Origin of the sequence: Pantoea sp. alder81 (genome assembly GCF_020179835.1) — a bacterium.
Lineage (GTDB): Bacteria > Pseudomonadota > Gammaproteobacteria > Enterobacterales > Enterobacteriaceae > Pantoea.
The window spans coordinates 251,941-269,322 of the sequence record NZ_JAIUDA010000003.1 but is presented as its reverse complement, the minus strand read 5'-3'; the positions used below and the strand labels follow the sequence as shown (position 1 = coordinate 269,322).

The window sequence follows — 17,382 nt, the reverse complement described above, 5'->3', positions numbered from 1 at the left end:
CTCCATATTACGCCGGAGAGTTGCAGCGTTTTATTCAGTCCTGAGTCAGTTCCGGGAACAGCGATGGATCCTGTTCCAGTTGCGCGAGCACTTTTTCAGTGGCGCTGGCACTCATGCCGAAGCGACGGACGCCGAGGCGATAAAGTGTGCGGATAGTGTCGAGATCGCGAATACCGCCCGATCCTTTGATACGGAGACGTCCTTGCAGCTGATCGGCAATGATCGCCACTTTCTCTTCTGTTGCGCCGCTGGCGGCCCAACCCGTCGAGGTTTTGATCCACTTCATACCTGCTTCGACCGCGATGTCACACACGCGGCGAATCTGCTGCTCGTCGAGATAATGTGTTTCGAGGATCACTTTGGCTTCGATCGGGGCAGCGGCTTCCACCACGCGTTGCAGATCTTGTTTCACTTCATCAAAGCGGCCTGACAGGACTTTGCCGATATTCACCACCATATCGACTTCACGTGCGCCATCGCAGATCAGCTGACGCACTTCCTGCACCTTGGTTTCAGTGGCGTGACCGCCGCTGGGGAAACCAACCGGGCCGCCAATCATGATTTCGCCACGCCCTTGCTCAGGTAACAGAGTGCTGAGAAAACGCGTCCAGCACGGTAAAACATGAATGGCAATAATGTTGTAGCGGATAGCCAGTTCAGCACATTGACGGATTTCAGCTTCAGTGTTGGTGGCTTGAACAGCGCTCAAATCAATCATGCGCGCCATCTGTTGGGTGATGCGGTTCATGTTCTTTTCCTTTCAAGTTAAATGTCACAATGACAATAAATGAAAGTTTAAGTGAAGATAAATGAAAATATATGAATGTGTGATCTGGTAGGTGAAAATAGATGAAAGAAGAGGGGAGGGCTGAACAGCGTTCAAAGGCGTTTAAACATTAAGGCCTGAAAATCATGGCAATGGTGATGCGTGCAACGTGGCGTGTGGGCGGCTCATGGCAGGCACGCCCACGAGCTTTAGAATGTATGAATAAATGCAGGCAGCTGCGACAGCAGATACAGCACCAACCCAATGGTGCCGCCAACCAGCGTACCGTTAATGCGGATAAACTGCAGATCACGCCCAATGTTAAGCTCGATCTGTTGCGACATGTCACGCGCATCCCAGCTCTTCACGGTATCGCTGATGTGGCGCGTCAGGAACTCTGCAAACTCCGGCGCGATGCTGCGGGCGGCATCTTCCAGGTGCTGATTCATCGAGGTACGCAGCGCTTCATCCGCTGCCAGGGTTTCACCAAACCACAGCGCTGCGAGACGCACACGCTCCTGCACGCGGGAATCTTCACTGTTGAGATCGGCCTTCAGCCAGCTACGCAGATCCTGCCACAGCTCGCCAATGTAGCGATTCAATGACTCATCCTCTTTCAGCCAGCTTTTTATCACCTCGGCGCGTTCGGCCATTTCGGGATCGGTTTTCAGCTTCTCAATCAGTCGCTGCACGGCGCGATCAAAGCCCAGACGCAGCTCGTGACCTTGATTGATCGCCACTTCATCAAGAATGGAATCGACCGCGTTAGCCACGACTTCAGCACTGTGCTCACCCAGCCATTCGGTGGGCAGCATTTTGGCTTTAATGGGATGTTCCCGCTTCAGCCAGCGCACAATCTGCGCTGCGATAAACTCACGCGTGCCGGGCTTGTGCAGCAGGCGCAGCAGCTGTTGCACTGCCGCATCCAGCAGTTCCTGATGACGATTGTTTTTGGTCAGGCTATCCAGTAACAACGCGCTGGATTGAGTGAGATCGACCTTATCCAATGCACGATGCACGGCCCGACGCAGGAAGCGCTGGATGCGTTCATCATCCGTGAGATCAAGGAAGCCGCGCATCACCTGCAATAGATGGCGACCGATACGATCGGCATTGCCCGGCGTGTTCAGCCACTGCGCCAGCATCTGCGAAGGATCGTGGCGGCGAATCAGCGCCAGCAACGAATCGGTATCGAGAAATTTCTCCTGCACAAAGCGGCCAAGATTCTCCCCGATGCGATCCTTATTGCGCGGAATAATTGCCGTATGACGTGAAATGAAGGGCACTGGCACGCGGCGAAATAGCGCCACCACCGCGAACCAGTCGGCCAGCGCACCGACCATTGCGGCTTCGGCAATCGCCTTCACACCGAGCACCCAGAAGTTGGGCGGCAGAAATAGCGTCACGACAAATGTTGCCGCTGCCACCAGCAGCAGCGACAGCGCGAGCCGCTTGCTCCGTTTGAGTTGTTGATATTTATCCATATACCCATTTTAGCAGAGAGGATTGCACAGGGCTTTGAAGGGGCAGCCTGATGACCGCCCGAGATGCGATGAGGGCAAGTTTATCGACGACGACCGCCCATCAAACTCCCTAATACGCCGCGAATGATCTGATTGGTCACCTGACGCGCCGCGCTTTTCGCTACGCTCTGCACCACGCCATCGCGCTTGCCGCCGCGCGGACCGGTGGTGCCAAACAAAATGTCTTTCAGCCCCCCGAGAATGCCGTCATCGACCTCGACATTATTCCCTTTAGCCTCCGGCGCATTGCCCTGCTGCGGCGCAGCCTGCACGCCTTTTTGCAGCATCTCAAACGCGGATTCGCGATCAACTTCGGTGTCGTATTTACCGTACAGCGGGGAGTTGTTGATCAGTCCATTGCGCTCATCCTGTGTCACTGGCCCCATGCGCGAACCGGGCGCAATTACCATCGCGCGCTGCACCATCGACGGGCTGCCTTTTTCATCGAGGAAGGAGATCAACGCTTCGCCGGTGCCCAGCGCCTGAATGGCTTCCACGGTATCGAACGCCGGATTGGCGCGCATGGTTTCAGCGGCACTTTTCACCGCTTTCTGATCTTTCGGTGTAAAGGCGCGCAGGGCGTGCTGCACGCGATTGCCCAACTGGCCGAGCACATTGTCGGGAATATCGGACGGATTCTGCGTGACGAAATAGACGCCAACGCCTTTAGAGCGAATCAGGCGGATCACCTGTTCCACTTTCTCCAGCAGCACTGGCGGCGCATCGGTAAACAACAGATGTGCCTCATCAAAGAAGAACACCATCTTCGGTTTGTCGAGATCGCCCGCTTCGGGCAATTGTTCGTACAGCTCCGCCAGCAGCCAAAGCAGGCTGGTGGCGTAGAGTTTCGGCATCTGATACAGCTTCTCAGCGGAGAGGATGTTGATGAAGCCTTTGCCTTCGCTGTCACAACGCATCCAGTCACGGATATCCAGCATCGGCTCGCCGAAAAAGTGCTCAGCGCCTTGCTGCTCCAGTGCCAGTAACCCGCGCTGAATCGCCCCCACGGAGGCACTGTTGATGTTGCCATACTGCGTCTGGAAGGATTTAGCGTTATCGCCGATGTACTGCGTCATGGCGCGCAGATCTTTGAAATCCAACAGTAACAACCCTTGATCGTCGGCGATGCGGAAGATGATTTGCAGCACGCCGGATTGCACCTCATTGAGATTAAGCAAGCGTGCCAGCAACAGCGGACCGAGATCCGAGACGGTCGCGCGCACCGGATGACCTTTCTCGGCAAAAATATCCCACACCATCACCGGATTTTTCTGTGCCTGCCAGTCGGTGACGCCAATCCTCTCCAGTCGCGCCAGCAGCTTTTCCGAGCCTTCCCCTGCGCTGGCGATGCCAGTGAGATCGCCTTTGACGTCGGCCATAAACACCGGCACACCGATGTTCGAGAAGGATTCCGCGATCTTTTGCAGCGTCACGGTTTTACCGGTGCCGGTGGCGCCGGTGATCAAACCGTGGCGGTTCGCCATATTGGAAAGCAGGGATAACTGGATGTCGGGCGTTTGAGCAATCAGCAACGGGGTGGTCATATTTTTTCACTCGCAGGCAACAGGTTATGCCAGAAAGAATAGCAAGCGATGCGAGGGGAAGGATGAAGATTGTACTGAAAGTGTTGATGGGGGAAGCATTCCCCCATCAACAGGATTTACTGCTTCTGCACTACATCAAAAAACAGCAAACTCACCCCAATTCCTTGCTGCACATGCTTGACGTTGTTCCGCACCGCCACCTGCTGCGCGCCCTGCAGCATCACCACAAACGGTGAGTTTTGTTGCACGGTGTTTTGCAGATCGGTATAGAGCGCACGGCGTTTAGCCGCATCACTTTCGCCCGCTGCGGCACGTGTCTTGGCGCTGAGTTCCGGAATCTCCCAGCCGACACGCCACGCCAGCGTTTTTGAGCCGCCCGGCACGTTGTAAGCAAAGGCGCTGGCATTGGTATTCGGGTCAACGTAATCCGCACCCCAGTAGATAAAGATCGACTGGAAATCGCGGCCGCGCATCTTGCTCCACAGCTCGGATTCCGCCACCGGCTGCAACTCAATCTGCACATCCGCTTTGGCAAAGCTGGCCTGCAGCGCCTGTGCCACATCTATGTACGGCGGCTGATTAATCACCGTCAGCGCAAACTTGCTGCCCGGTTTAATCCCGCCTTTGGCCAATATCGCTTTGGCTTTGGCCACATCGTAGTGGAACGGTTTGTCCTCCAGCGCGCCGTCAAAGCCCTGCGGCAGGAAGCTTTGATGAATGCGGTACTGACCTTTCAGCAAATCTTGTGAGATGGACTGATAATCCACCAACCAGCGCGCCGCTTCCCACAGGGCCGGATTGCCCAGCGCAGGTTGTGCCTGGTTCTGGGTATTAAAGCCCAGGTAATACACCAGGCTCGAAGGGAATGCCGCAATGTGCAGGTTCTTATCACTTTTCAGTGCATCAATCTGGTCTGGCCCGAGCTGATAAGCCACATCCACATCACCTTGTTGGATCAGCAGGCGACGCGCACCGGCATCGGCGACACCTTTCAGCAATATACGCTTCAGATGTGGCTGCGGGTAGGCTTGCGGGTTGGCGCTCAGCACCAGTGCCTGCTGCGGCACATACTGCTGGATAGTGAACGCGCCGCTGCCTGCCGTATGGGTGTGCAGCCAGCCATTACCCAGATCGTTATTCACCACATGCTGCTGCACGGTTTTGCTGTCCACCACCGAGGCCACTGGCGCGGTGAGCAGACGCAGCGCCAGATCCTGACCAATCTGCGCGGGCCACTGAATCTCCAGCTGATGGTCATTCAGTACTTTGAACTGGTTGGCGATGTTTGCCGTGGTCCAGCCAAACTCGGCGAGAATGAAAGAGGGGGCTTTGTTCAACTGCACAGCGCGCGTTAAGGAGAAAATAACATCCTGCGCAGTCACTGCATTACCGCTGGAGAAGCGTGCATCCGGCTTGAGATTAAACACCAGGCTATGTGGTGTGCTGCCAGTCTGCCATGAAGTTGCCAGCAACGGAGCCAGTTTCTGGGGCGTATCGCGATCGGCCTGCACCAGCGTCTGGTAGATGTTGCGCTGCACGCTGTTGCTGACGGTTTCAAAACTTTCGGCGGGATCAAAACTGATGATGCCATCCAGCGGTACGGCAACCACTAACGTGTCTTTCGGCGTGGCGGCCTGCAACGCAAACGCGCTGCCCCACAAGGCGAGGAACAAAATCAATGAACGCATTTATTATTATCCTGAGTGATAGATTAATCGACTCTATCGCTGCTGCCGCTCAGGCAAAATGCCAGTTTGTTCTGAGCTGTGCCGGAAATTAACAAATGATAACATCTGGCGATTATTTCGCTTATTTTGTGCGTCGCCTGTCATTTCCAGGAAATAGATCGTTCATGTACTGGTCAATTAAGTAAATAAAATGTTATTAATGAGAATAATTCTCTTGTATGGAAGTATGATTTATTTTTATCGATTGAATTGGGCGATTATTTCTAAGCGCGATCATTTTTGGTCGTTTGCCCATCATGAATTGCTAAAAACACAGCATTTGTACGGTTAAAAGTCCAATTCCCGCCTCGAAAGCCCTTTACCTGCCCTTAACCTAAATTCAACATCATGATGGTTTCTCATCAAAACATATATATATACTGATTTTTACATTCAGAAATATCTATATCCCTAAGATTGCCAGGTTATTTACCGATTTATAAAGCCATTAACAAAAATAATTATCTTTCTTAGCAAGTGAGAGTCGTCGCGCCATGCTTCTAAATAAACCGACCACCAGACGTAAGTTTTTGCTTGGGTCGTTATTGGCTTTGCCATTAAGCGACCTGGTATTTAAGGGATTAACTGCGGCGCAAGCTGCGGAAATGGCAGCACCGGAACTCGCCGATTACAAACCGATCTTTTTCAGCGCTGAGGAGTGGCAGTTTATTCTGGCCGCGACCGATCGTCTGATTCCGGCGGGTGGTAAGGGCAAAGCGCCAGGTGCACTGGAAACAAACGTGCCGATCTTTATCGATCAGCAACTCCATAGCCCTGAATTCGGTGGCGAAATTTACATGCAGGGTCCGTTTGATGTGCATGCGCCAGCGACTATGGGTTATCAAATTCCCTTCACACCACAACAGATCTATCAGGCCGGTATCAAGCTGGTGGAACAGTGGACGCAGAGCACTTACCAGAAGTCATTCCATGAACTGACGCTGGAAGAGAAAGATGCTGTGCTGACCAAAGTGAACAAAAACGACGGTATCGACTTTGCCGCACTGGGCGAACCCAACCTGAAAGCCTCACAGTTCTTTGGTCAACTGCTTGCAGATACCAAACACGGCTACCTCGCTGACCCGATGTATGGCGGCAACAAGGGCATGAAAGCCTGGATCGCCATCGGCTTCCCAGGCGCACGCGCCAGCTTCACCGAATGGGTGAAGCAGCACAACGTGCCGTACCCGCTGGGACCGGTCAGCCTCTTGGGTGAGCGCGCGTAAGCCCACCCCCGTATTTGGTATGTGAGACAGGATTTAACATGGCACAGATTACAAAGAAAGAAGTCGACGTCGTCGTTTGCGGCCTCGGCTGGGCCGGCTCGTTGATGAGCATCGAGTTGGCAATGGCCGGGCTGGAAGTGCGTGCGTTAGAGCGCGGCGGCGAGCGTGATTACCCGGATTTCGCTTACCCGAAACCGGCTGATGAATACGCTTATAACGTCCGTAATAAAGTGTTCGCCACACCGAAAGAAGTAGCGGTTACCGTGCGTTACAACATGAACCAGACTGCACTGCCAACCCGTAAATGGGGCGCGTTCGCTCCGGGTACCGGTGTCGGCGGCGCAGGTATGCACTGGACGGCGGTACTGATTCGTCCAACGCCAACGGATATCAAGCTGAAGACTTACGTCGATGAGGCGTACAAGCCAGGCGTGTTGCAGGAAGATATGCGCGTGATGGACTTCCCGTTCACCTGGGAAGAGATCGAGCCGTATTACTACAAGTTTGAACTGATCTGCGGTCAGTCGGGTAACACCGGCAACCTGCGCGGTCAGATTCTGGAAGGCGGTGACCCGTTTGAAGGTCCACGTTCTGAGCCTTATCCGCTGCCCGCGCTGGAAGACACGCTGAACAACGTCATGTTCAAAGAAGCGGCAACCAAGCTCGGTTATCACCCGTTCCCGAACCCTTCTGCGTGCGTATCCCGCGCGTGGAAAAACCCGTACGGCAACCAGATCGCGCCTTGTAACTATTGCGGTTACTGCTCGAAATATCCGTGCCTGAACTACTCCAAAGCCTCGCCGCAAACTGCGGTAATGGATTCACTAAAGCGTATGCCGAACTTCTCTTATGAAGTGCACGCGGAAGTGGTGAAAGTGGTACTGCATGATGACCAGAAGACCGCGAAAGGCGTGATCTACTACGATGTGGATGGCAACGAAGTGTTCCAGCCGGCCAAAATCGTGGTGCTGTCCAGCTTCCAGCTATACAACGTGCGTCTTATGCTGCTGTCCGGTATCGGCAAGCCCTATAACCCGATCACTGAAGAGGGTGTGGTAGGCCGTAACTATGCGTTCCTGTCCAACGGCGGCGCGACCCTGTTCTTTAAAGACAAGAACTTCAACTCCTACGCCACCGCAGGCGCCACCGGCCAGATGTTCAACGACATCTCACCAGGCAACTTCGATGGCCCAGGCCTCGGCTTCCTCGGCGGCGCGAAGATCCACAGCTCGCAAGCCACCGGTACGCCAATGGCCGCAGCACTGCCAAAAGGCACGCCAGCCTGGGGCATGGGTTACAAAGAGGGTCTGGAAGAGTGGTACAACCATTCCATGAAGATCAGCATCACGACCACCTGCCAGTCGTATCGCGATATCTATCTGGATCTGGATCCGCACTACACCGACCATCGTGGCCAGCCGCTGTTGCGTATGACGTTCAACTGGAAAGAGAACGAACTTAAGCTGCAGCAGCATCTGAAAGGCATCGTTGGCAATATCGCCAAAGAACTGAACCCAGACAACATGAGCATGAGCTTCCTGCCGATGGGCGCGGACTTTGACCTCACCAAATACGTCTCCACCCACAACGTGGGCGGCGCGGTGATGGGCGATAACCCAAGAACGTCTGCGCTGAACAAGTACCTGCAGAGCTGGGATGTGCATAACGTGTTTGTACCGGGCGGTAACGCCTTCCCGCAAAACTTCCAGGCGAACCCGACCGATACCATCGGCGCGATTACCCTGATGGCGGCGCAGGCGATCAAAGAACACTATCTGAAAAACCCAGGTCCATTGGTACAGGCATAAGCACATGAAATTAAAATCATTGTTAATCGCTAACGCCGTGCTGCTGGGAAGCTTTGCGGTACAGGCACACGCGGAAGATGACGCCGCGCTGATTAAGCAGGGTGAATATCTGTCACGTCTCGGCGACTGTATGGCGTGCCATACCGTGTCGGGCAAAGCGGATTACGCGGGTGGCCTGGCGATTGAGTCGAATCTCGGCACCATCTTCTCCACCAACATCACGCCGGACAAAGAGCACGGCATCGGCAACTACAGCGAGCAGCAGTTCTCGGATGCGGTGCGCAAAGGCGTGCTGCCGGACGGTTCACGTCTTTACCCGGCAATGCCGTACCCGGATTACGCCAAAATCAGCGATGAAGACATGCACGCGCTGTATGTCTACTTCATGAAGGGTGTGAAGCCAAGCAGCGAGCAGCCGGAAGAGACCAAACTGAGCTTCCCGTTCAGCCAGCGCTGGGGTATGCGTTTCTGGAACTGGGCATTCACCTCTGATAAGCCGTTCCAGCCAATTGGCGGCGCGTCTGAAGAAGTGAATCGCGGTGCTTACATCGTGGAAAGCCTCGGTCACTGCGGCTCTTGCCATACGCCGCGCGGCCTTGGCATGAACGAGAAAGCGCTGGATAGCGGTGACGATAAGTTCCTTGCTGGTGGCAGCCTGAATAACTGGGATGTGCCGTCGCTGCGTGGCTTACCGCGCTGGAGCGAGCAGGAGATCGTCGATTACCTGCAAACCGGTCGTAACGACAAAGCCGCCGTGGGCGGTGAGATGAAGTCAGTGATTGAGCACTCCAGCTCGCACATGACGGATGCCGATCTGAAAGCCATTGCCTCGTACCTGAAGTTTATCGGTGGCAACCCGCCGTTGCAGGCGTACAACGTGCAGAAGCAGCAGGCAACGGAAGCGAAACTGACCGCAGCGAAAAATCTGACGGAAGGCGAGCGTCTGTATATCGATAACTGCGGTGCCTGTCACTTTGTGACCGGTAAAGGCGCGCCAGGGATCTTCCCGGAGCTGGATCAGGCCACGATTGTGAATGCCAACGATCCTACTGGTTTGATCCACACCATTCTTGCCGGTGCGCAGCAGCCATCGACCGAGAAAGCGCCGTCCACACTGGCAATGCCGGGCTTTGGCAAGCGTTTGACGGATGATGAGGTGGCGCAGCTGGCGACCTTTATTCGTCAGGGCTGGAGCAACAATGCGCCAGCGGTGACCAAAGATCAGGTCGCTGATGTGCGCAAGACGTTGAAAGCAGAGTAAATCGAGTGCGGCCTTCGGGCCGCACTTTCTTCAATGAAAAGTCCTTACCACTTCTAACACGCCGTTAATCAAAAACTGCACGCCCATACACACCAGCAAGAAGCCCATCAACCGCGAAATCGCCTCAATGCCACCTTTACCGACCAGCTTCATGATGGCGCCAGAACTGCGCAGCGAAATCCACAAAATCACAGCTACCGATAAGAACGTCAGCACCGGCGCCACGTTCACCACCCAGTTGGGAAAATCGACGCCCGCTTTTACGGTGGAAGCCGAACTGATGATCATCGCGATAGTACCTGGACCTGCCGTGCTGGGCATCGCCAGCGGCACAAAGGCGATATTCACCGATTCACTTTGTGTATCCGTGGCGTCGATTTCATCCTTTTTATGCCGGGCTTCGACAGAATGGCCGACGGGTTTCGCCGGAAACAGCATGCGAAAACCGATAAAGGCGACGATCAATCCACCCGCCATGCGCAGGCCCGGAATCGAAATACCGAAGGTGTGCAGCACCGCATTCCCGGCGTACCACGCCACCATCATAATCAGGAACACGTAGATCGAAGCCTGCATGGCCTGGCGATTGCGTTCCTGGAAATTCATGTCTCCCGCCAGTCCGAGAAACAGCGCCACCGTGGTCAGCGGGTTGGCCAGTGGCAACAGCACCACCAATCCCAGCCCGATGGCTTTAAACAGTTCCAGCATGGTTTTCCCCGAGTTCCAATGGCACCACGACTCACCTTAGAGGCGCGTCGCAGCACGATTTAGCGCTTGTGCAAAATGCATCAATGTTTTGGCGTTTCTAATGCTTCCAGCAGCTCCGGGAAGAAATCTTCCAGCAGCTCGGGCGTCATCAACTCTGGGTAGCTTATCAGGTGCTCGCGAATGCGTTCATTAACGTCGGGCAGTAAACGCTCTGCGGCTTCGTTGGCGGTGATTTTCTTCTGCTTCATCAAACGCAGCACGTCATCCGGCAGGTTATCCTCATCCTCGACTTCATCCACGCCTTCCAGATCGTCCAGCTCATCCAGCATATCCATCAGGGCTTCGATTTGCGGGGTGCGGGACTGGTATTCAGACGGGTTTTCGTTTTCCAGATAGCGCAGCAGTGCGCGCACTGGCGAACCATCGGGTTCTGCGGGAGGCTCGCTGGCAAACCAGTTCAGGAGATCATGCTGCGTCACCTGATGGACGTGATAGCCGTTATCGACCAACTCATCGGCAAGGATATCGGCAGTATCGTGCTCAATCAGGCAAATGTGGGTGCGATTAGGCGTGAACTGCTCAAGCCACTGGTAAATCTCTTCAATCACGCTGTCATCGTAGCTGAAGTGGTGGCTGAGATAGCTGTCATCCTGTTGATGAACGCTGATGTGAATCAGGTCGGGATCGAAGTAAATCGCAATATTGATGCCTTTCATGCGCGCTGTCCTGTGTGGTGCAAAATCTCACTATAGCGTCAGGCAGCGCAGATGAACATGACAACGCCAGCAGCACGCGCTACTGGCGGTAAAAATTAACGCAAATCAGCACGATCCAGGCCGTAAGCGCTGTCCAGTGCCCCCGGTGCCATCTGTGACAGAATCATCAGGCGGTTCCAGGTGTTGATGGCAGCAATCTTGAAGGTCAGCTCACTGATTTCGCCTTCAGAGAAGTGTTCACGCACTTCACCGTACAGCGCTTCATCCACGCCGTGTTCACCAATGCGGGTCAGCGCTTCGGTCAGAGCAAAAGCGACTTTCTCACGTGCGCTGAACAGCGGAGATTCACGCCAGATAGAAACGTGGTGCAGACGCAGTTCGCGCTCGCCATCAATTTTCGCCTGCTTCACATGCATGTCGAGGCAGAAGGCACAGTGATTGAGCTGTGAAGCGCGGATATCGATTAAGTGCTTCAGTGACTTCTCCAGTGCGGTATTCGCCACGGTGTTAGAGAAATCGGACATGGATTTGGCCAGTGCTGGTGCGGTTTTAAAATGGTTAACGCGTGAAGTCATGATGTTTTCCTCATTCAAAATAAGCGGTCAATGGCTTGCAGAGCCCGGGGTAATGCGGTGTCGCGGCTGACGGGATCGTGCGTGCCGTCCACGCGGATAAATTCCACATCGGTGATGCCGATGTATTCGAGTGCCACGCGGATGTAAGGCGTGAACTGGTCATCCTGCACAAACGGGCCGTGGGCAAACACGCTGCCGCTGGCGACCACGCTGTACACCTTCTTGCCGCTCACCAGACCGACTTTGGTGCCTTCCGGGGTAAAGGCGAAGGTGTGTCCGGCGCGGGTGATATGGTCAAACCAGGCTTTCAGCACCGACGGCAAACCGAGGTTCCACATTGGCGATGAGATAACCAGGGTGTCGCAGGCGAACAGCTGATCCACCATTTTTTCGGAAGTCTGAATGGCAGCACGCTGTGCATCGTTACGATCCTCCGGGCGAGTAAAGAACGCGCCAATGGTGAAGGCATCCAGGTGTGGCAACGGATGCTGCGCCAGATCCAGTACCGTTTCTTCCAGACCGTGATGCTGGACGCGAAGTTTCTCCACCAAACGCGCCGAGGCGCTACGTGAGGCCGATCCAGCCAGATCCGGGCTGACCTGAATGTGCAGCAGTTTCATAAATTTTCTCCCTCAGCGAGATCGCGATAAAAGTGCAGTCCCAACGCGTGGTAACCAACGCGTTGATAAAATTGTTGTGCTCGTTGATTGCTTAGCGCGGTGTCGAGCACGATGCGCCCGCAGCCTTGTTCTCGTGCTTGCAGTGCCAGGCCGTGCAGTAAAGCTGCCCCTAAACCCTGACTGCGAGCGTGGTCGCAGGTCACCAAATCATCGATGTAGCAAAAGCGGCCATGAATAAAGTTCTCCAGCAGGCGATAGCCCGCCAGTGCCACCGGTTTGCCATCCTGTTCGAAGCCCGCCAGTCGATAGCCCTGTGCTTGCTGGCGCAGCGCCTGCGCCACAAACGCGGCTTCATCCGTCAGCTTGAAACGCAGTTCGCGCATCAACGCATAGCAGCGCGCCAGCTCGGTGGGTGTTTGGTAATGAACAATCTTCATGGCGGCCTGTGAAGGGTTATCGGGTTGATGGGAGCATCTTAAACTTCTATGTCGAAGGGAAAAGGGTCAATATGATGGAAAACAGGTAGGACATGATTATGTTGCTGAGTGGTGCTCTCACTTTGTGGGGGCAAATTCATGTACACCTCATCGTGATGAAGGAAGACAGATGGGCTACAAAGAAATTTACGCTCGCTATCGCCAGCAGATCCTGGAAGGGCGCTTAAAGCCGGGCGATCGGGTGCCCGCGATCCGCGTGTTAGCCAGTGAACTGCAGGTGGCGCGCAAAACTGTGGAGGCGGCCTACGAGATCCTGATCGGTGAAGGGTACTTTGTCAGCCAGGGAGCGAAGGGTACGCGCGTGAACCCTGCGCTTAATCTTGGTGAAGCTGCTGTTATCTCCACTCCGCCACCTTCCACGCGGCTGGAACATCCGGTGATTGAAAGCAAAGGCGAGCTGCGACTGGGCATTCCCGCGCTGGATGAATTTCCGCATAAGAAATGGCTGCTGATCTCAGGCAAGGCGGCGCGCACGCTGCGGCCTGATGAAATGATCATGCCCGCTATTATGGGCTACCAGCCACTGCGTGAGGCGATTGCCAGCTACCTCAATATTTCGCGCGGGCTGAACTGCCAACCGGAGCAGATTTTTATCACCACCGGTTATCGCGCCAACCTGCGGTTGATCCTTTCAGTACTGGCCCATCCTCACGACAAAGTATTGTTTGAAGATCCGGGTTATTTCTTTGGTCAGAAACTGCTGAAGCGCATCGCACCGAATCTGCACTATGTGCCGGTGGATCGTGAAGGTCTCGACGTGGATTTCCTGCAGCGTTATCACTCAGACGCACGCTTTGCGGTAGTGACGCCAACGCATCAGAGCCCGCTGGCGGTGACGCTATCGCTGCCTCGTAAGCATCAGTTACTGGAGTGGGCACAGCAAAATAGCAGCTGGATTATTGAGGACGATTACGACGGCGAGTTTCACTACACGCGCAAAGTGATTCCCGCCCTGAAAAGCCTGGATGTGCACGATCGGGTAATCTACACCGGCACCTTCAGTAAAACCATGATGCCTGCGATGCGCGTGGGCTATCTGGTGATGCCGCAACAGACCATCGAACGCTTCAGCGAGCTGGGCGAAATCCTCGAAACCGGTATGCCGTTGTTACCGCAGAAGATCCTCGCGCAGTTCCTGAGTGAAGGGCATTTCTATCGCCATATTAAGAAGATGCGCATTCTGTATCAGCAGCGCCGCCGCATGATGCTGGATGCGCTACAACACTGTTTCCCGCAGCTGTTTGAGTTTGAACTCACTGACGGCGGCATGCACATCGTCGCGTTCCTGCGGCGGGGTATTCAGGATGTGGCGCTGGCGGAGATCTGGCAGCGTCATCAGCTGCGGGTGTTACCGCTTTCTGGCTGGTATACGCAAACCCAGAAACGCTACGGGCTGGTGATTGGCTACACCAATATTCAATCGTTTGAGCAGGCGGTGGGTGTGCTGGAGAGGGTGGTTGAAGAAACTAAAGTGTTGATGAATTAATTGGCTAATGGGTTGATGGGTCGTAGCGGCGCAATTTATTGCACTCCCCATCAAAAGTAAATAAGACGCGAGGGACAGCTCGCGCCTTATTCATGGTCACTTCACCCATCATCATGCCGGTTGCAGAACGGCGGCGATCGAGAGACACCCGATGTGCTTCGATGCGGGGGAAAGAAAGCCGCCAACGCCCCTGCTACCCGAAATAGGGCGAGGATTACATGCCGATATACTTCTTGCCCTGCTTCAGCACCACGTCACAGGCTTTAGTCTTCACTTTCTCACCCATCGGCGAATTGCTCAGGCTCTGCAGATTCAGCTGCTGGCCGTTGCCGGTGTTCAGCAAACCTTGCAGACCCTGCTGGTAATCGGTTTTCTGCTCTTGCGCGGCAGGGCTGCTCAGACCGAGCTTGCTCAGTACCTGATCCTTGACCGATGAGACGTTGTTATCCACCACGTTATGCTGCACGCAGTAAGACATCACGCCTGCGGCGTTGGTCATGCTGTTGGAGCTGACCGCTTTGTCACCGCCATTCAGTAAACCGCTCAGCGAAGAGAGCGACAGACCGCCGTTCTGCGTGTTGCTGGTGGTGGTAGAGCCGCTGTTTTGCTGAGACAGCTGTGATGCCGCGCTACTCAGCTGATCCTGCCAGCTCGCCGCCGATGCACTTCCTGCTGTCAGTGCCGCCGCGATACCCAATCCCAAAATGATGCGTTGTGTTGCTTTGTTCATCTCAACCTCTTTGTTTTATACATCTGACGCTGTCAGTTTTGGTTAAGAGAGGCGTAAGCACAGAAAGTTCCGAAGTGGTGGGAGTTTGGGAATGTTCTGGAATCTGCACAAGAAAGCGCCTGAAAGGCACTCGCGCTGCCGGGTTTACGCCTGATAAGCGGCGAAGTGCTGGTTTTTTCAACGCTTAGCGCACAGCCTTGTCGATTAGTGTTGCGCACTCTGCGCGTAACGGTATAATCGCCAACGTTTTCCGCATCCTCTTCAGTGCCGAAGTGGCGAAATCGGTAGACGCAGTTGATTCAAAATCAACCGTAGAGATACATGTCGGTTCGAGTCCGACCTTCGGCACCATCGATTGATGCAAAATTAAGTCGCTTACGAGCGGCTTTTTTTGTGCCTGAAATTTAGCTATAACCCCTTCATAATCAATAGCAATATCCATTTCAAAAACATAATCCTCACCGCACTCAATACCCCACGGTCCTCTGATGACTCAACACTGTCACCGCTGGCACAATCGTGCCGCCTACCGATGAAAAATACTAATCATTATTACCTGAACAACTAACGTGAATCGCTCATTGGCCTTGTTAATTATCGATAAAAAATAACCCTGTAGCTCACACGGGATAGATCAAATAAATAACCTTAATGATTAAGTGGGTTTTGGGTGATTTTCGGAAAAATAAACGCGGGATTGCGCTGAAAATCTGGCACTCTTTAGCCGCAAAAAATGGGATCGGTTAGCGCAAACATAACATTAACAACCGACCCGCTCTTACCCCAATCGATAGACGACATCTCTATGCCCCATACAATCTTGCTTGGTCAGGCGGCCAGATTAGATCGACGTACGCGCATCCTGAACCGTACGCTGGATGATATGTCCGTGACGCTACCCGCCAGTGCTGCGCGCTGCCTGTATGCACTGGCGGAAGCGCAAGGCGAAGTGCTAACGCATGAACAACTGATGGAGATTGGCTGGCGCTGTGCCGGTTATGCCGCCACTGATAACAGCGTGCGCGTGATGATTAACAAACTGCGCCGCGCATTGCTGTCGCTGGAGCTGGATCAACAGGTTAGCTTGCTGGCCGTCTCACGGAGTGGTTATCGCTTAATCATTAATACGCCGCATGTTGTCGAACACCCCGTCCCACTGCCGATGCCCCTTTCGTCACCTGTTCGTGGCACGTTGGAGTGGCGGCGCGCATCAGGCATCACCATCGCGGGAATCACCGCCGGGTATCTGGTGGCTTTGCTGGTACAACACTTTTTTCTTCTTACGCCAAAACCAATTGATTTTGTCAGCTGGCAAGGCCCGGCCATCCCTGTTGGCAGCAGCGTCTGGGTGCCGAAAGGACATCAAACTCAGCACGCCTTAATCGAAGCCACGCTGCGCACTTATCGCCGTTATGTACTGGAGACGAACCCGGATAAACCTGCGGCCAGCGTGCTGTATGTCACTCTCAATTCAGCCAACAATCCGCAGCATCAGGGTGTAATTGCGTGCCAACAACCCTTTGAGGAAGCGAACAATGCGTGCGAGTCGTTCTATTTTCGCGTCAATTAAATCCCCGCAGCTCTGGCTGTTTATCGGCTGCTTTGTGCTGGCGTTTGCTGCCGTAATCGGTCGCTGGCTGACCGTCACCACACAGCAGTCCCAGTGCCTGTTTCCGCTGGCATTTTATGACATCAAAAGTGAGCGTGAATGGGTGCTGACGCAGGGAATATACCGCAGCTATCGCGATGGCTTCAGCCAGGGCCATCTCAGCTATCTCGGCACGCTTTCTCGTTTTAGAGACGGTCAGCTGATTGCGCCAGTCATCCCGATTCATCGTGCGGTGTGGTTTAACGGCGAGTTTAACCACAACCTGCTTAAAATCACCGTCACACAACACAGCCGTGGCCTGGGTGATAAAAGCCGCGATGAGGACATACAAAAGTATGTCTTCCCGCATTGGCAGGCAGGCGATGTGAGTGTGATTGCCCTCTATCTGTTTAATGGCCGCGTGCTGGCCTCTGGCACAGAGAGCGTGGCGCGTAATGTCTGCATCAGATAGCCATGTTGTTTAGCGCAGTGCTGTTAACAACTGTTCTGGATGGGCAAACGGCAAAAGAAAATACGCACTGAGAATCATTTTAACGCATCACTCATTAGCTAATTAAAGAGTTCAAATAGCACAGATCCTAAAACC

General features: G+C 54.2%; 16 protein-coding genes and 1 tRNA gene. 7 read left to right on the top strand and 10 right to left on the bottom strand.

Annotated elements, in window-relative coordinates; translation table 11 throughout:
- Nucleotides 1–34 precede the first annotated feature (34 nt).
- From deoC to LBW88_RS10760, 4 genes are all read right to left on the bottom strand, one after another.
- Nucleotides 35–748, bottom strand: a complete 714-nt coding sequence (gene deoC / locus LBW88_RS10775) for a deoxyribose-phosphate aldolase (protein WP_224932358.1) — start codon at nucleotides 746–748, stop codon at nucleotides 35–37.
- 227 nt (nucleotides 749–975) lie between these two features.
- Nucleotides 976–2,250, bottom strand: coding sequence for a DUF445 domain-containing protein (locus LBW88_RS10770; protein WP_224932359.1), 1,275 nt, complete (start codon nucleotides 2,248–2,250; stop codon nucleotides 976–978).
- Nucleotides 2,251–2,330: 80 nt separating this feature from the next.
- Nucleotides 2,331–3,833 carry a helicase HerA-like C-terminal domain-containing protein gene (locus tag LBW88_RS10765; RefSeq protein ID WP_224932360.1) on the bottom strand — a complete coding sequence of 501 codons (1,503 nt, stop codon included), beginning with the start codon at nucleotides 3,831–3,833 and terminating at the stop codon, nucleotides 2,331–2,333.
- Between the two features lie 116 nt (nucleotides 3,834–3,949).
- Nucleotides 3,950–5,521 carry an ABC transporter substrate-binding protein gene (locus LBW88_RS10760; RefSeq protein WP_224932361.1) on the bottom strand — a complete coding sequence of 524 codons (1,572 nt, stop codon included), beginning with the start codon at nucleotides 5,519–5,521 and terminating at the stop codon, nucleotides 3,950–3,952.
- A 533-nt stretch (nucleotides 5,522–6,054) separates the two neighbouring features.
- Here LBW88_RS10760 and LBW88_RS10755 point away from each other — a divergent pair.
- From LBW88_RS10755 to LBW88_RS10745, 3 genes are read left to right on the top strand one after another with little or no spacing between them, the layout of a single operon-like run.
- A complete protein-coding gene (locus tag LBW88_RS10755) occupies nucleotides 6,055–6,786 on the top strand; it encodes a gluconate 2-dehydrogenase subunit 3 family protein (protein WP_224932362.1) in 732 nt (243 codons plus the stop codon).
- 38 nt (nucleotides 6,787–6,824) lie between these two features.
- Nucleotides 6,825–8,594: a GMC family oxidoreductase gene (locus tag LBW88_RS10750; protein WP_100704468.1), complete on the top strand. Its 1,770-nt coding sequence runs from the start codon at nucleotides 6,825–6,827 to the stop codon at nucleotides 8,592–8,594.
- Between the two features lie 4 nt (nucleotides 8,595–8,598).
- Entirely contained in the window at nucleotides 8,599–9,855 is a 1,257-nt protein-coding gene (locus tag LBW88_RS10745) for a c-type cytochrome (protein ID WP_224932363.1), read from the top strand.
- 30 nt (nucleotides 9,856–9,885) lie between these two features.
- Here LBW88_RS10745 and LBW88_RS10740 read toward each other — a convergent pair whose 3' ends face one another.
- The 5 genes from LBW88_RS10740 to LBW88_RS10720 all read right to left on the bottom strand — a co-directional run bounded on the left by LBW88_RS10740 (nucleotide 9,886) and on the right by LBW88_RS10720 (nucleotide 12,911).
- Nucleotides 9,886–10,563 (bottom strand): MarC family NAAT transporter, encoded by a 678-nt coding sequence (locus tag LBW88_RS10740; RefSeq protein WP_224932364.1) that lies wholly within the window; start codon nucleotides 10,561–10,563, stop codon nucleotides 9,886–9,888.
- Between the two features lie 80 nt (nucleotides 10,564–10,643).
- Entirely contained in the window at nucleotides 10,644–11,279 is a 636-nt protein-coding gene (locus LBW88_RS10735) for a hypothetical protein (protein ID WP_224932365.1), read from the bottom strand.
- 95 nt (nucleotides 11,280–11,374) lie between these two features.
- Complete coding sequence (locus LBW88_RS10730) at nucleotides 11,375–11,854, bottom strand: carboxymuconolactone decarboxylase family protein (protein ID WP_034826422.1); 480 nt, start codon at nucleotides 11,852–11,854, stop codon at nucleotides 11,375–11,377.
- Between the two features lie 14 nt (nucleotides 11,855–11,868).
- The gene (locus tag LBW88_RS10725) at nucleotides 11,869–12,474 is read right to left on the bottom strand and encodes an FMN-dependent NADH-azoreductase (protein ID WP_224932366.1); all 606 of its coding nucleotides are present in this window, start codon (nucleotides 12,472–12,474) and stop codon (nucleotides 11,869–11,871) included.
- Nucleotides 12,471–12,911 carry a GNAT family N-acetyltransferase gene (locus tag LBW88_RS10720; RefSeq protein ID WP_224932367.1) on the bottom strand — a complete coding sequence of 147 codons (441 nt, stop codon included), beginning with the start codon at nucleotides 12,909–12,911 and terminating at the stop codon, nucleotides 12,471–12,473. The genes LBW88_RS10725 and LBW88_RS10720 overlap by 4 nt, the downstream gene beginning before the upstream one ends.
- Before the next feature lie 169 nt (nucleotides 12,912–13,080).
- Between LBW88_RS10720 and LBW88_RS10715 the strand changes: the two genes are divergently transcribed.
- Entirely contained in the window at nucleotides 13,081–14,457 is a 1,377-nt protein-coding gene (locus tag LBW88_RS10715; protein WP_224932368.1) for a PLP-dependent aminotransferase family protein, read from the top strand.
- Between the two features lie 214 nt (nucleotides 14,458–14,671).
- Here the strand turns inward: LBW88_RS10715 and LBW88_RS10710 are convergent, their stop codons facing one another.
- Nucleotides 14,672–15,187, bottom strand: coding sequence for a DUF2501 domain-containing protein (locus LBW88_RS10710; RefSeq protein WP_224932369.1), 516 nt, complete (start codon nucleotides 15,185–15,187; stop codon nucleotides 14,672–14,674).
- Nucleotides 15,188–15,453: 266 nt separating this feature from the next.
- On the opposite strand from LBW88_RS10710, the gene LBW88_RS10705 reads away from it, so the two are divergent.
- From LBW88_RS10705 to LBW88_RS10695, 3 genes are all read left to right on the top strand, one after another.
- Nucleotides 15,454–15,538: transfer RNA gene (locus LBW88_RS10705), tRNA-Leu, on the top strand.
- Between the two features lie 454 nt (nucleotides 15,539–15,992).
- Nucleotides 15,993–16,757: a winged helix-turn-helix domain-containing protein gene (locus tag LBW88_RS10700; RefSeq protein WP_224932370.1), complete on the top strand. Its 765-nt coding sequence runs from the start codon at nucleotides 15,993–15,995 to the stop codon at nucleotides 16,755–16,757.
- Complete coding sequence (locus LBW88_RS10695; protein ID WP_224932371.1) at nucleotides 16,723–17,247, top strand: hypothetical protein; 525 nt, start codon at nucleotides 16,723–16,725, stop codon at nucleotides 17,245–17,247. Before LBW88_RS10700 ends, LBW88_RS10695 begins: the two co-directional genes overlap by 35 nt.
- The last annotated feature ends 135 nt before the right edge of the window (nucleotides 17,248–17,382 follow it).